Origin of the sequence: Paenibacillus sp. Pae15 (genome assembly GCF_024519685.1) — a bacterium.
In the GTDB taxonomy this organism is placed as follows: domain Bacteria; phylum Bacillota; class Bacilli; order Paenibacillales; family NBRC-103111; genus Paenibacillus_G; species Paenibacillus_G naphthalenovorans.
This window is the reverse complement of the sequence record NZ_JALJRM010000002.1, coordinates 111,868-126,832: the sequence shown is the minus strand read 5'-3', so window position 1 is coordinate 126,832 and position 14,965 is coordinate 111,868. Positions and strand designations below refer to the sequence as shown.

Genomic DNA, 14,965 nt, shown 5'->3' with positions numbered 1-14,965 from the left:
TATTTGGGCTTTATCAGACAGATAGGATGCGATTTTATCCCAGTTCCCTTTGCATAAAAAAACATACAGGAAACAAAGGTAGAGCGAGGAATATATAGAAGTTCGGCCGGATCTCAACCAAATGGCTTTCGTGACAACGCAATCCGTACAGAACCGGCATAAACCATAAAAAATACCACCCGATGAAAGGTGGTATTTGCTATGATATTGCGCTTGCTTATGCTGTGAAAAGCCTGTAAGCGGGATACCTTTTGTACTACGGGATAATCCCCGGCGCCCCGGTGTTTGTTTCACTAAAACAGAGGGCTTGAATTCTGTTCGATTATATCTGTTGTTCCTCCGCATACAGCACTGTAGAGAGGTAACGTTCTCCATTGCTTGGAATAATCGTGACGATTCGCTTGCCGCTTCCAAGTCTGGCCGCCAGCTGCAGTGCCGCATGTATAGCCGCTCCTGAAGATATGCCGCCCAGTATGCCTTCTTCCTTCGCCACTCGCCGTGCAGTTTCGAACGCCTCTTCATTCGTCACCTGGATAATTTCGTCATAGATGCTCGTGTCCAGTATTCCCGGCACGAAACCCGCTCCAATCCCTTGTATCTTGTGCGAGCCCGGATTGCCGCCCGATAGCACCGCAGATGCCGCAGGCTCGACCGCCGCGATATGGATGGACGGATAATGCTTGCGCAGCACCTCTCCAGCGCCCGTAATCGTTCCGCCGGTGCCGATGCCGGCAACGAATCCGTCCAGCGTGCCGCCAAGCGACTCGATCGCTTTGACGATCTCCGGCCCCGTCGTCTCCCTGTGGATTTTCACATTGGCGGGGTTGTCAAACTGCCGGGCGGGAAAGTAGTCCGGGTGGCGGTCAACCAGTTCCTTGGCCACGCGTATCGCGCCCTTCATCCCCTCGGCTCCGGGCGTCAGCACAAGGCTGGCACCGTAGGCGCGCAGCAGATTGCGCCGCTCCAGGCTCATCGTTTCCGGCATAACCAGAAGCGCCTTGTACCCTCTGGCTGCCGCAACCATCGCAAGCCCGATTCCGGTATTGCCGCTTGTCGCCTCCACAATCGTATCTCCCGGCTTCAGCTTGCCTTCCCGCTCAGCCTCCTCGACGATGCTGATCGCGATGCGGTCCTTGACGCTGCTGCCGGGGTTAAAAAACTCCAGCTTGAGATAAATGTCCGCACTTCCCTCAGGAACCACTTTGTTCAAATGGACCAGCGGGGTTCTGCCGATTAAATCGGTAATATTGTTGACAACCAAACTCATGTCTCCAGCCTCCTCTATGATCAAATGACCTCGCGGCATGTGCCGATATAATTTGGAAGCAGCGGCAATGACGCTAAACCGCGACATGCCCCTGCGAATGCTCATACAGCTCCCGGTAATGGCCGCCGCACGCCAGCAGCTGCTTGTGGCTGCCCTGCTCCACAATTTCGCCGCGGCTCATCACGATAATCCGGTCGGCCTGCATAATCGTTGACAGCCGGTGCGCGATCACGATCGTCGTCCGGTTCTGCGAGACGACATGAAGCGCGTTCTGGATCAGCTGCTCCGTATGCGAATCCAGATTGGCGCTTGCCTCATCCAGAATGAGAATCTTTGGTTTGAACACGATAATTCTGGCGAAGGAGATCATCTGCCGCTCCCCGGCGGACAAGCCGCTGCCCCGCTCCGACAGCAGAGTATCATAGCCGTTGCGCAGCTTTTGAATGATGGAATCCGCGCCCACAAACTCGCAAGCCTGAATAACCTCCTCGCGGGTGATCGATTCGTCGAACATTCGGACGTTATCGATGATGCTGCCCGAGTATAGAAACGGCTCCTGCTGGACCAGGCCGACGACCCGGTGAAGCGTAGACTGCGGAATATCGCGCACATCCGTCCCGTCAATCCGGATGCGGCCTTCCTTCACATCATAGAAGCGGCACAGCAGGCTGATGAGCGAGCTTTTGCCCGCGCCGGTCGTCCCGACCACGCCGATCAGCTCGCCCGGCTCAATATGCAAATCCAGCTTGCGGATAATCGGAATGCCCTCTTCATAAGAGAAGGAAATGTCGTCAAAGTCGATGCGCCCCTTCACCTTCTCCGGAAGCAGGACCTCCCGCTGCTCCGCACGATCGGTAATGTCCGGCTTGCTGTCGAACACCATCCATATCCGGGAAACGGCGACGGTAGCCGATTGCAGCGTATTCCACTGCTGGGTAATCGTATTGATCGGCTGGAAAAACTGCCGGATGTAAGTAATAAACGCATAGAGGACGCCAAATTCCAGATTGTGATCCAGTACGGCGCTTCCCCCGATCCAAGTGACGAACGCAATCGAGAGATTGCTCAAAATATCAAACGTCCGGCCAAACACGACATTGGTCCGAATTTCTCTGATATTGGCTTTGAAGTACGATCCGTTTCGTTCATTAAACTGCTTCTCCTGCTCCATTTGCTGGTGGAACACCTGGATCAGATTCATGCCGGACAGATTTTCCGCTACGAACGCCACCATTCGGGACAACCTCGTTCTTGCAAGCTGATAGGTCGTTCTCATAAAGGAGCGGAAAGCGATGGCCACCAGCGATATAATCGGCAATAAGATCAGGCAGTAAAGCGCCAGCGTCGTATCAAGCTGGAACATCATCACGATAATAAAGATCAGCGTAAGGCCATCCCGAAACAAACTGAGCAGCACCTGGTTGAAAAACTGGTTCAACGCTTCCGTATCGCTCGATACATGGGTGATCAGACTGCCGCTGGACATCCGGTCGAAGTAACGCATCGATTGTTTCATGATATGGCCGAACAGCTGGTTGCGAATGCGCGCGACAATGCTTTGGCCGATATGCTGGAGCAAATTGCTTTGCAGATAAGTGAACACAAAGCTGGACAGGGACAAGGCCAGGTAAATGGCGCAAATCACAAGCAAGCCCTTGTAGTCGTTTTTGCCCGCCAGCAGATTGTCGTCAATCGCGATTTTCATTAAGAAAGGCTGCAGCAGTTCGGATAAAATCGCAATGAGCGTACAGCAAAAAACGCCGATAAATGCCCATAGATGCAGCCTGATATACCCTGACAAAGCCCGAAAGGCCGAGATATATTGCGGCTTTTGCTCCGTCTGGTTAAGATCGGCCTTCTGATCCATCTGCCAATTATGAATGGCTTGTGGCGGTCGCATGCTGGCTCCCCTCCTCCTGTATGGCATGAAGCTCAGCATAAAACCCTTGTTCCTGCAGCAGTTCCGAATGCGTCCCGCGCTGTACGATCACGCCTTCATCGAGCACTATGATTTCATCCGCGTGTTTGATCGCGCTGATGCGATGCGCAATAATAATCGTAGTTTTCCCTCTTCTCTCTTTTTGGATCGAATCGATAATATCCTTCTCCGTCACGGCGTCTACCGCGCTGACGCTATCGTCCAGAATCATAACCGGAGCGTTCTTGATCAGCCCGCGGGCCAGACTGGTCCGCTGCCGCTGTCCACCGGACAACGTCAATCCCCTCTCACCCAGCCTGGTTTCGAATCGGTCCGGCAAATCGACGATATGGTTGTAAATTTGGGCTTGGCGCGCGGCGGATTCAACATTTTCAAACTCCGTATCGCGCTGATAGAAAGCAATATTTTCCCTAATCGTCGTACTGAACAAAAAGCCGTCTTGGGGAACGTACGCGACTTGGCTGCGCAAGCTCTCAAGCGACATCTCCCTGACATCCGTATTTCCGTACCATACCGTTCCCGTCGGCGGATCGTAGGTGCGCAGCAGCAGCTTCATCAGGGTCGTCTTTCCGCTGCCCGTACGGCCGATGATGCCGAGCGTCTTCCCGGGCCTGATATGCAAATTGATATTTTTCAGCACCTGATGAGAGGATGCGCCGTATGCAAACGAAAGATTCTCCACCCTTATGCCCGCCGCAGACAGATCGATGGACTTCGCATTCTCCGGCTCCACGATATCCGATTGCTGCGAGAGCAGCTCATTCAGCCTTTCGAGCGAAGCCCGGGAGCGCTGGATGGTATTGATGACGTTGCCGATCTGCTGCAGCGGATTCATCAGCATGCGGACATAGAGCGTCAAGGCAACGAAATTACCGAGCGTAATGTGCTTCGTAACCGTCAGATAACCGCCAAAAGCAAGCGCGGTAATCAATGCGATCGTACCGAGAAACGGAATAAGCGCCTGAAAGAAGGACGATACCCGCACGAGCCGCAGTTGGTTTTGGCGAATACGCTCCACCGTTTTGCCGAAGCGCCGCTCCATAATGTCTTCCACCGCAAATTTCTTCGTGACGCGGATGCCGCCGAACTGTTCCTCCGCCGTTTCGGTCATTCGGCCAAGCGCCTCCTGCACCTCCAGGGATCGCTTCCTTATAATGGGTCCCAAATAAACGACGATTAACGGAATAAGCAGCAGCGGGAATACGGAGACGGCAATCAAATAATAGGGAATGCCGCTGACGATCATCATGGTGACAGCCGCCACCAGCAGCATGATTGCGTTGGCCGTTGAATTGAATCCCATCGAGATCGCTTCCCGGACAGCCGTCACGTCATTCATAAAGTAGCTGAGCAGTTTGCCGACGCCGTTTTTGGAATAAAACCGCTCGCTCATTTGCGTAAAATGCCGGAACAAGCGGCCCCGGACAAGATATTCGAACTTTCTGCCGACATACATGACCAAATAGAGGGCCGTTCCGTGGAAAAGCACATGACCTATGCCGACCAGCAAAAGCAGCAAGCTGTAATCGACAATCATGCCGCGGGTCAGCTCGCCCAACTGCAGCTTGTCGGTGAATTGCCCCAGCAGCTTGGGAAAATAAACATGGATCAGGTTGGAAATCAGATGAAATATCAACGAGAACAAGTAGATGTACCACGTTTTCCGAAAAAAATCGGCCAGTATTCGTTGGGATTTCAAAAAACGATCACTTCCTGTCTGAAGGTTCGTTATCTCACCGCTTTCGTTTGCGGAAATTGCAATGCATAGAGCCGGCTGTAGCGGCCTTGCAGGCGCAGCAGCTCTTCGTGCGTCCCGCTCTCAACGATGCGGCCTTGCTCCAGCACATGAATGCGGTCCGCCTGCTGGATCGTCGATAGCCGGTGGGCGATCACCAGACAGGTGCGCCCTTTCAGCAGCCGCGCCAACGCTTCCTGGATATGCTGCTCCGATTCGGTATCGAGCGAAGCCGTCGCTTCATCGAGAATAATGACGCGCGGATTTTTCAGGATGGCCCTTGCGATGGATATCCGCTGCTTTTGCCCGCCCGACAGCTTGACGCCGCGTTCGCCGATTGGCGTATCGTAGCCCTGCGGGAATGCCTCGATAAATCCGCTGGCGCTGGCCGCCCCCGCCGCCGCCCTGACCTCCTCTTCCGTCGCATGGCTGTTGCTGTAACGGATGTTTTCGATGATCGTCCCGTTGAACAATACAATATCCTGCGATACGATGCCGATCTGCTCTCTAAGGGAGGAGAGAGTCACATCCTTCAGGGAGTAACCGTCTATCGTAATGTCCCCGGCTTGCGGATCGTAGAAGCGGGGAATCAGATGCGCGATCGTCGTCTTGCCGGAGCCTGATGAACCGACCAAAGCCGTAACCTTGCCGGCCTCCAGCTCCAGATTGAATCCGGACAGCACTTCCGACTCGCGCGAATAAGCAAAATTCACGTTCCGGAATACGATATGCCCGCGCACGGGAGGCAGCGCAATCGCGTCCTCCTTCTCCCAAATATCCGCCTTCGTATTCATTACTTCCATAATGCGTTCATACGCGGCCGCCGATTGCTGGATCGTATGGATCACCCGGCTGAAATGGCGAATCGGATTTTGCAGCAGGCGCAAATAAGCGGTAAAAGCAACGATGGTGCCTACCGTCATCTGTCCCTTCATCGAAAGCCAGGCCCCGAACACAAGCACGATAGCCAATCCCGTAAAATTAAGAAAATCGATAATCGGCTCATACGCGGCCCGCAAGCGGACGACCTGAATATTGGCGTCCATGTTTTCCCTGGTGCGATGGGAGAATCGTTCGGACTCGTAGTTTTCGGCCGTAAACGATTTGATCAGCCGGATGCCGGTCAGCGTATTTTGCAGATGGTCGCTCACATCGGCAATCGATTCCTGCACCTTGCGAAACGAGGCGCGAATTCTTTTCCCGAACAGCTTCGTCGTCAAAATCATAACCGGGAAGATCGCAAGCAGGAGCAGCGTCAGCCTCCAATCAATCCAGAGCATATACACCGCGATAGCTGTAAACGTGAAAAAATCGGTAAACAATTGCATCATGCTGGAAGAGATCAACTGCTGTAAGATGCTGACGTCATGGGTTACGCGGGACATCAGATCCCCGGTGCGGTTGCGTCAAAAAATGAGACATCAAGGCTCTGCATATGGCGATACAGATCATTGCGGAGCTTGTAGAGCACCTTCTGCCCGATGGAGGCCATCAGCGACGTGCTTATATAACGCAGTACGCCCAGCATGACGGCCGCGCCGAGAACGCCGGCGCCAATCAGAACCAGCCCGTCGAAACGCTTGCCGGGAATCAGATGGTCGATCGTGTAGCGCGTAAGCTGGGGGACGACAAATTCAAGCAGTGAAACGGCGATCACGCACACGACCGCCGTAACGATAGCCGGCCATTCCAGCCTCGCATGCGTAAAGATTCGCGCGAACATACCGTAGATGCTGGCCGGCTTGGCTTTCTCGCCGCTGCCGAATCTTCTCATGCCTCCCAATCCGCCGCCGGCCCGGAAGGCTCCCGCCGGATGGTCACTCATGGACGCCCGCCCTCTCCGCCGTTTCTGCCCGAATCCGCTACGATCCGGCGCAGCGAATCTCGCAGGTTATCGAGCAGCTCGCGCAGTTCAACGGCTTTGTCCGCATCGGACAGCGCGGCGCGTTCCGCAGCCTTCAGCAGATGCAGCAGTTCCTTTCCCTTAGGAGTCAGTCTCCGGTTTCTTCGCACGCCCTCCCAGTGTCCGTTGTCTTCTTCCGGGAGGCTTTGCTCCCGCTCCTCCCAGCCTTGCTCCCCGGCTTCGGACAGCTCGGGACGATCCTTCTCCTCCTGTAAATAAGCGCGGCCTTCATCCGTGATATGAAAAATTTTTTTGCCGTCCACCTTGTAGGCTTCAACAAACCCCTGATCTCTGAGCATCTGCAGCGTAGGGTAGATGGAGCCCGCGCTTGGCTTATACGTACCTCCCGATTGCTCCTCCAGCGCCTTCATCATTTGGTAGCCGTGCATATTCTCCTGCTGCAGCAGCTCCAGCAACGCATACTTCACGCCGCCGCGGCTGAAATACCGCCTGCCTGAACCAAAGGCCTCCCGTTCATGACCGTGAAACAAAAATAAACGTTCCTCTTGCTGCCATTCCTTTTTCATGCTGTGCTGCCTCCATTAACGATATATCGTATTAATTAGAATTTTATGCGATATATCGTTAATTGGCAATCCTTTTTTCCAAATTCCGCATCTATAACTGCTTTTCCCCAAAACAAACTCCAGTAAATCAAGTTCATTTACTGGAGTTTGTCGCATTACAGCTGACAACAGATTAGAAAGAGCCTCTCGATGCTGCAGGTTCAAGATCGATAACTTTGGCAATACGCTCAAGGACCGCATCGTCAAGCACGATGCCAGACGCCTTCACGTTCTCCTCTACCTGCTCCGGACGGCTGGCGCCGATCAGCGCGCTGGATACATTCGGCTGGCGCAATATCCAGGCGAGCGAAAGCTGGGCGACCGTAATATTCAGCTCGGAAGCGATGCCTTTCAACTGATCGACCTTAGCCAGCCTTTCTTCCGTAATTTTGTTTTTGAAATTTTCATGCTTGGCGGCCCGGGAGTCCTCCGGCACCTTTCCGTTCGACGAATATTTGCCAGTCAGCAGGCCTTGAGCCAGCGGCGAGAACACAACCTGACCGAAGCCTTTCTTCTGCCCGAGCGGGATAATCTCTCTCTCAATGTACCGCTCGAACAGATTATAGATCGGCTGGTTAACCACGATGCGGTCCAGCAAATACTTATCGGCAATCGCGAAAGCTTCCGTAATCTGCGCCGCCGTCCACTCGCTAACCCCGATGTACAGCACCTTGCCCTGCCGCACCAAATCGTCAAACGCCCGCAGCGTCTCATCGAGCGGCGTATCACTGTCGAATCGGTGGCTGTAGAAGATATCCACATACTCCAGCCCCAGCCGCTTCAGGCTGGCATTCGCCGATTCGATCACATGCTTGCGGGATAAGCCTCGGTCATTCGGGCCATCCCCGATTTTGCCGTAAACCTTGGTAGCCAGAACATAAGATTCGCGCGGATAGGCGCGAAGCGTCTCACCCACCACCTTCTCCGCCTCTCCCTTGGCGTACACATTCGCCGTATCGAAGAAGTTTACACCGAGACTGTAAGCCTTTTGAATCGATTTGACCGCGTTTTCGCGCTCTACGTAGCCTCCGTAGGTTAACCAGCTTCCCAGACTGATCTCGCTTACTTTAAGACCGCTTGCTCCTAATTGACGATATTGTACAGACATACCTTTATTCCTCCTCTGATCGTTATAAGTTATCGTTTCGCTTTAACCGTTTTGAGCTTTCAAAGCTGTCCTTTCCAATGCACATATCGCCTTGTTCTTGTTTTCCGGCCGGGCAAGGCCGAGATTTTCACGAAGCGTCTTTCCCTCGTAGGCCGTACGGAACAGCCCCCGATTTTGCAGCTCCGGAATCACCTTGTCGACAAACGTTTCCAGCCCGCTGTAATAGATATGCGGCAAAATGTTGAAACCGTCCGCCCCATTCTCGCGAATCCACGTCTCGATAAAATCCGCCGTTTGTAGGACGGACCCGGTAAAGGACACATGCCCGTGTCCCGCCGCGCTTCTGGCGATGAACTGCCGGATGGTCATCCTGTCGCGGCGGGCGGCGTCAACGACCACCTCCTGGCGGCTCGTAATGCCGGTCGTAATCGACCCGTAAGGTTTTGCTTTGTCAACCGGAACGAGGCTGTCCAGCGAGTAATCCGACAGATCTACCGTAAAATAGTTCGATAGCTTGTGCAGCATCTGTTTCGTATTCAGCAGTGCGTTAAATTCATCCTCGATATCTTTGGCCTCCGCCTCGGTATCCGCGACAATGGGACTGAGCCCCGGCATGATCAGAAGCTGATCCGGCGTCCGGCCGTACTTCTTCAGGCGGGACTTCACGTCCGTATAAAACTCCTGAGCCGCACCCAGCGTCTGCTGCGCCGTGAATATGACTTCCGCTGTCTTCGCCGCAAGCTCCTTTCCGCTTTCGGACGAGCCCGCCTGCACCAGCACCGGATAGCCTTGCGGCGGCCTTGGAATATTGAGCGGCCCCGTCACGGCATAATATGTTCCTTTAAAATTGATCTCGTGCACCTTGCTCGTATCGACGGCCACTTCGTTTTCCCGATCATACACAAGAGCGTCCTCTTCCCAACTGTCCCAAAGCTGCTTCGTCACCTCCACGAATTCGTCTCCGATCTCATAGCGCCGCGACACCTCGGGATGCTCCGGTTTGCTGAAATTGCCCGCGTCCGCCTGCGAATGACCGGTCACAATATTCCATCCGGCCCTTCCTTTGCTGATATGATCAAGCGAAGCAAACTTCCTCGCCACATGGTAAGGTTCGTTGTAGGTCGTGCTGACCGTGGCGATCAGACCGACATGCTTTGTCAGCGCCGCCAGCGCGGACAGCAGCGTAAACGGCTCCAACCTTCTGCCAAGACCGGAGTAGTTGTCCGCCATAAACAGCGAATCGAACAAGCCGCGCTCCGCTATTCTTGCGATATTGGCGTAATACTCCAGATCCAGATCTTCCTTGGGCCTCGAAGCCGGATGCTTCCAGGCTGCGGCATGATGTCCGGACCCCCGCAGGAACACGTTGAAATGCGCTTTCTTGTCCAAGGATGAATCACTCATGTTCAACACCTCGTTAATGTAGGTTTAAGATCAGCGAAACGCGAAGATGGGTTAACCCGCATTCGCCGGCCTTTTCGTATTGCCGCTGTGTCTCATGCGAAACGCATCGATTCTATATCGTCATGGATGTGTGTGCCTTTTACTTCAACTCAAAGCCCCGGCCTAACAGGAAATCGTGCATATGACCGCGGAGACGTTCCCCGTTGAATCTTCTCAGCATTTCCTTCGACCACTTGGTTTCCTGCTCTCCGCCCCTGCCGCCGCCTTTGCGCGTGGCGTAATAATGCCGTGTAATTTCGTCATAAGCTTTAATTTCATCTTCCAGCCCTTCCTTGCTGTATACCTCCTGATGATAGACGGCCGCCAGCGGCAATCTTGGGCGGATATCCGGTTCTTGATCCGGTACGCCCAGACACATGCCGAACACCGGATATACCAGCTGCGGAAGCTCAAGCAAGTCCGTCACGTCCTGCGGGTTGTTGCGGATGCCGCCGATATAGACCATGCCGTAGCCGAGCGATTCCGCCGCGACGGTGGCATTCTGGGCCGCCAGGGTCGCATCGATCGTGCCGAGCAGGAAGAGCTCCACGTTCTGCTTGAGCTCCACGTCCTCGTGCAGGCGAATCGCCGTTCTGATTTTGTTTAGGTCGGCACACCATACGAGGAATACCGGACTCTCCACGATTTGCTGCTGATTGCCGGCCAATCCGGCGAACCGCCGTTTCCTCTCAGGGTCCTTGACGGCAATGACGCTGTAGGCTTGAATATTCGAGGAGGTCGATGCAGCTTGTGCAGCCAGTATGATTTCAGTCAGATGCTCCTCGGGTATCGCCGTTTCCTTGAATTTTCGAATAGAGCGATGCTTTTTTAACAATTCGATGGTTTGATTCATCAGGATCCCTCTCCATTTCTTGTCAAAAAAAACCGGAGACACATGAGGCTGGTGTCTCCGGTTGACCGGTAGATAATAATTTCCAATTATTCCAATTTATTTAATATGAAAAAATTTATCATGGAATAATTCAGCTGTCAATCATTAAAATATCAAATTAAAACTTGTCGTTAATAGTAAATATAGTATAATTTTGGGTATCATTTCGAACTTGATGAACAGGAGGCTTCCACATGATTGACTTGATCATTATCGGGGCCGGTCCCTACGGGATCTCCCTCGCTGCTCATGCGAAAGCGAGCGGCTTATCCTATGTGTTGCTTGGCCTGCCTATGCAGTTCTGGAAGGATCAAATGCCGCAAAACATGTTCATCCGCACGAATCCGCGTTATATCAGCTTCTCCGACAAAGAGAATTCGCTGACCATCGATCGCTTCTGCGCAGAGACGGGAACCCCGCTCGAATCGCCCTTCCCCCGTCCGGCTTTCGTGGAGTATGCCTTCTGGTTCGCGCGTCATGCCAACGTCGAATTTACTCCGGAGCTTGTGGTGCGGCTGGACTATGCCGCTTCCGCCATCACGGTCACAACGGAATCGGGAACCCGGTTCACCGGCGCGCATGCAATCGTCGCTACGGGTCTGCAGCACTTCAGCTACATCCCGGATGTATTGTCCGGATTGCCTCCTTCTCTCCGTACGCATACCTTCGGCCAAACCGAATTCAACCGCTTCAAAGGGCAGAAGGTCGCCGTCATCGGCAGCGGTCAGAGCGCCTGGGAGGCTGCGGCGCTGCTGCATCTCGCAGGCTGCGAAGCGGAACTGCTGTTCCGCAGGGATGCCGTTCGTTACGCCGAGGAAGATAACACGGCGTCCGGCCTGAGGCTGATTGAATCCGCCGAACAGTTCTACTGGCTTCCGCTGGAGCAAAAGCAAGAGCGGTGGAACACTCCGCGCCAGGGAACCGTCGCCTTATTTCTAAAGCCCTACGTGGAAGGCAAAGTTCCGGCTACCGGAGGAGCTTCTATCGAACAAGCCGAGGCCGGCCCGGACGGCAAGGTTCGACTGACGCTTTCCAGCGGCGATACGCGTATTGTCGATCATGTCATATGCGCAACCGGCTATCGCATCGACCTCGACCTGCTCCCTTTCCTGCCATCCGGTTTGCTTGCAGCGATTCGGAGAGAAGACGGCCCGTTCCGACGGTTCCCGCTTCTTAGCCAGCATTTCGAAAGCAGCGTACCCGGACTGTTCTTTGTCGGATCTCTGGCGAGCCATACCCATGGACCCGCATTCGGCTTCATAGCCGGTCTTCGCCAAGCGTGCCGCACCATCATTCCTTATTTGGCGAATACAAGAGAGCAAAGCGCAAGGAAAGGGTTCTAAAGTCTTTCCTTTACTTACCGTGCTTACGGCGTGCCAAGGGTCGTTTTCAGCGTCTCCACGTCCTTGTTGATCGCATCGGTCGCCTTGCGGATCGCGGAGTTTACGTCCAGCCCGTTAACGGCCAGATCCTCGGCGGCCTCCGTAAGCCTTGGCGTGATTTCCAGCTCATACGGATGGATATAATGCTCCTGCAACGGTTCGCCGATAAATACGTTCTGCACCGATTTGCCCTGCAGAACCGGAATGTCCAGTCCATACTCCTTTTCCAGCTCTGGATTAATGATTGCCGGCACACGGCCGTTTCTGGACAATATACGCTGTCCCTCGTCGGACAGGATTTCGGCGATAACCCGGAACGCCTCGTCCTTATGCTTGCTTTGGCTGTTAACCGACAGCGAATGGATTTGCGCTTCTCTCGTCTTGCCCAGTTGGTCCTCAAAGTTCGGGGCAGGAGCGATGTCCCAATTGAATTCAACGCCCTGCTGGCGCAGCTCCTCCAATGGACCGACCATATTGGCAAGCCAGGTAACCCGCATGGCAATCACCTGGTCCTTCATGAACTGGTCGCGCCCCCAGTTCCACGTACCGTCCGGCGTCACATAACCCGGAATTTCAAAAATACGCTTGTTAAGCTCGAATATACGCCGCCATTCCGGCGTATCCAGCGCAGCCTTGCCCGTCTTGCGGTCCACATAAGGAAGGCCGAGCCCCTTCGCCAACCCTGTCAAATTGTCTACCGACAATCCGATATAATGAATTCCGTTTTCGGTTCGGGTCAGCTTCGCCGCAATGTCCAGCACTTGATCCCATGTCAACTGTTTGTCGGTCGGATACTCGATGCCGAATTTATCAAATATGTCTTTGTTGTAATACAATACGTGCTGATTGGCATTGAACGGAATCGCATAAATCTCGCCGCCCGTATCCTTTGTGATATCCTTGATATAATCCCATAGAATCGGCTTGATGCGGCTCACGTCAAAGTTATGGCGTTTGATCAGTTCCCGCAAGTCCTCATAGGCGCCCGTGCGGATAATTCTCTGATGCGACGATGAAGAAGAATAGATAATGTCCGGCACATGCGTGGATAACACTTCCTCGTTCGTGGTGGAGGCGGCCGGTTTAATGCGCTCAATCGTTACATTCGTGTATTTCTTCTTGATGGGATCGGCGATCAGCGTCTGAAATTCGACATCCGGAAACGTTCCGCTTGTACTAAAAAACGTTAACGTAACCGGCTCGTCTCCCAGCTTTTTGAACTCCGCCTCCGCTTTGGCAGGAGAATCCGTCCCGGCCGAATTTGACGATTGGCCTTCGTTTTTTCCGCTGCTTGTGCATGCCGTCAATATAGCCAGCAGCAATAGCACCGTCATGCCCAGTGTGAGCTTCTTCATGATTACATTCTCTCCTTAAATCAAAATGCTTGGTTGGGAGCTTACCGTGCCGCCTTAAACGAAAAACGTGTATTGGCCGGTCTGGAGAGCCCAAGGTTTTCTCTGAGCGTCCTGCCTTCGTATGACGTTCGGAACAATCCGCGATTTTGCAATTCGGGGATAACCTTGTCCACGAAAATGTCCAACCCGGCCGGATAGATTTGCGGCATCACATTGAAGCCGTCCGCTGCGCCGTTTAAAAACCAAGTCTCGATGACATCGGCCAGTTGAAGCGGAGTCCCGGTAAAGGTAAAATGTCCTCTCGCGCCGGCCAATCGGTTAATAAGCTGCTTCAACGTCAGATTCTCGTTGCGGATCAGGTCGAGAATGAGCTGATGGCGGCTCTTGTTGCCGTTAACCTCCCCGGTTTCGCGCACGCCTTCAAGCGAAAGCGGCTCGTCCAACGGTTGATTGGACAGGTCGAAACCAAGCCGCTCCGATAGCCGTCTTACAGCTTCATCCTTGTTGACGTAATCGAACAGCCGATTTTCAATTTCTTTCGCCTCTTCCGCCGTTTCCGCCAGAATCGGGCTGATGCCCGGCAATATTTTAAGCTGCTCGGGGGTTCTGCCGTATTTCGGCAGCCTCGATTTCACGTCCTTGTAGAACTCCTGCGCGCTCTCAATGCTTTGGTGGGCGGTAAATATAACCTCCGCAACCTTGGCTGCGAATTCCTTGCCGCTCTCAGACGAGCCCGCCTGCACCAGCACAGGGTAGCCCTGCGGCGGGCGAGCGATGTTAAGCGGACCTTTGACCCGATAATATTTCCCGCTGTGATCGCTTTGTCCTGCACGATGCGTACACCGGAGGCTTTGTCGTTGATAACCGCATCGTCCTCCCAACTGTCCCACAGCTTCTTCACGACCTCCACGAACTCATCGGCCTCCTCGTAGCGGAGTGAATGCTCGGGATGCTCCTCTCTGCCGAAGTTGTGTGCGGCCGATGCGGATCCCGTCACAATGTTCCAGCCCGCCCGTCCTTTGCTGATATGATCCAGCGAAGCGAATTTGCGGGCAACATGGAACGGCTCGTTATAGGTCGTTCCCACAGTGGCGATCAAGCCGATATGCTTCGTCCGGCTGGCCAGCGCAGCCAGTTCCGTGAACGGTTCCAGCTTGTTGGAGCGGCCTGTGTACCCGTCCGCAAGAAAGACGGAATCCATTAAGCCCCGCTCGGCCGTATGCACAATTTGCAGCACATGGTTAAAGTCCAGATTCAGCTCCGGTCGGGCTTCGGGAAGCCGCCATGAAGCCTCATGGTGGCCGGTCCCGTACAAGAAGGCGTTCAAATGCAGTTGACGGTGCTTTTGGCTCATACGGTTTCACTCCCTTGAATC

At 53.9% G+C, this 14,965-nt stretch carries 10 protein-coding genes and 2 pseudogenes; 1 reads left to right on the top strand and 11 read right to left on the bottom strand.

The annotated features are described in order from the left end of the window. Nucleotides 1-322: 322 nt before the first annotated feature. From cysK to nfsA, 9 genes and pseudogenes are all read right to left on the bottom strand, one after another. Complete coding sequence (gene cysK, locus NR121_RS02330) at nucleotides 323-1,267, bottom strand: cysteine synthase A (RefSeq protein ID WP_137670567.1); 945 nt, start codon at nucleotides 1,265-1,267, stop codon at nucleotides 323-325. A gap of 73 nt (nucleotides 1,268-1,340) precedes the next feature. Continuing rightward, nucleotides 1,341-3,134, bottom strand: coding sequence for an ABC transporter ATP-binding protein (locus NR121_RS02325; protein ID WP_375162503.1), 1,794 nt, complete (start codon nucleotides 3,132-3,134; stop codon nucleotides 1,341-1,343). 7 nt (nucleotides 3,135-3,141) lie between these two features. After that, on the bottom strand, nucleotides 3,142-4,905 hold the full coding sequence (locus NR121_RS02320) for an ABC transporter ATP-binding protein (RefSeq protein WP_054818931.1): 1,764 nt from the start codon (nucleotides 4,903-4,905) through the stop codon (nucleotides 3,142-3,144). Between the two features lie 29 nt (nucleotides 4,906-4,934). Next, nucleotides 4,935-5,735: an ABC transporter ATP-binding protein gene (locus NR121_RS02315; protein ID WP_256830447.1), complete on the bottom strand. Its 801-nt coding sequence runs from the start codon at nucleotides 5,733-5,735 to the stop codon at nucleotides 4,935-4,937. A gap of 132 nt (nucleotides 5,736-5,867) precedes the next feature. Beyond that, nucleotides 5,868-6,664: pseudogene (locus tag NR121_RS02310) on the bottom strand (ABC transporter transmembrane domain-containing protein); the annotation flags it as partial. 98 nt (nucleotides 6,665-6,762) lie between these two features. Continuing rightward, nucleotides 6,763-7,371: a PadR family transcriptional regulator gene (locus NR121_RS02305; protein WP_074727083.1), complete on the bottom strand. Its 609-nt coding sequence runs from the start codon at nucleotides 7,369-7,371 to the stop codon at nucleotides 6,763-6,765. 172 nt (nucleotides 7,372-7,543) lie between these two features. Continuing rightward, nucleotides 7,544-8,518: an aldo/keto reductase family protein gene (locus NR121_RS02300; protein WP_256830364.1), complete on the bottom strand. Its 975-nt coding sequence runs from the start codon at nucleotides 8,516-8,518 to the stop codon at nucleotides 7,544-7,546. Nucleotides 8,519-8,560: 42 nt separating this feature from the next. Next, nucleotides 8,561-9,922 carry an LLM class flavin-dependent oxidoreductase gene (locus tag NR121_RS02295; RefSeq protein ID WP_062409335.1) on the bottom strand — a complete coding sequence of 454 codons (1,362 nt, stop codon included), beginning with the start codon at nucleotides 9,920-9,922 and terminating at the stop codon, nucleotides 8,561-8,563. Between the two features lie 139 nt (nucleotides 9,923-10,061). After that, complete coding sequence (gene nfsA / locus NR121_RS02290) at nucleotides 10,062-10,814, bottom strand: oxygen-insensitive NADPH nitroreductase (protein WP_054818935.1); 753 nt, start codon at nucleotides 10,812-10,814, stop codon at nucleotides 10,062-10,064. Between the two features lie 233 nt (nucleotides 10,815-11,047). Here nfsA and NR121_RS02285 point away from each other — a divergent pair, with 233 nt between their 5' ends. After that, a complete protein-coding gene (locus tag NR121_RS02285) occupies nucleotides 11,048-12,196 on the top strand; it encodes an NAD(P)-binding domain-containing protein (protein WP_256830362.1) in 1,149 nt (382 codons plus the stop codon). Nucleotides 12,197-12,219: 23 nt separating this feature from the next. On the opposite strand, the gene NR121_RS02280 is transcribed toward NR121_RS02285, so the two are convergent. Together NR121_RS02280 and NR121_RS02275 are read right to left on the bottom strand one after the other, a co-directional pair. Then, entirely contained in the window at nucleotides 12,220-13,590 is a 1,371-nt protein-coding gene (locus tag NR121_RS02280) for an ABC transporter substrate-binding protein (RefSeq protein ID WP_256830360.1), read from the bottom strand. A gap of 41 nt (nucleotides 13,591-13,631) precedes the next feature. Beyond that, a pseudogene (locus tag NR121_RS02275) lies at nucleotides 13,632-14,944 on the bottom strand (LLM class flavin-dependent oxidoreductase). Nucleotides 14,945-14,965: the final 21 nt, after the last annotated feature.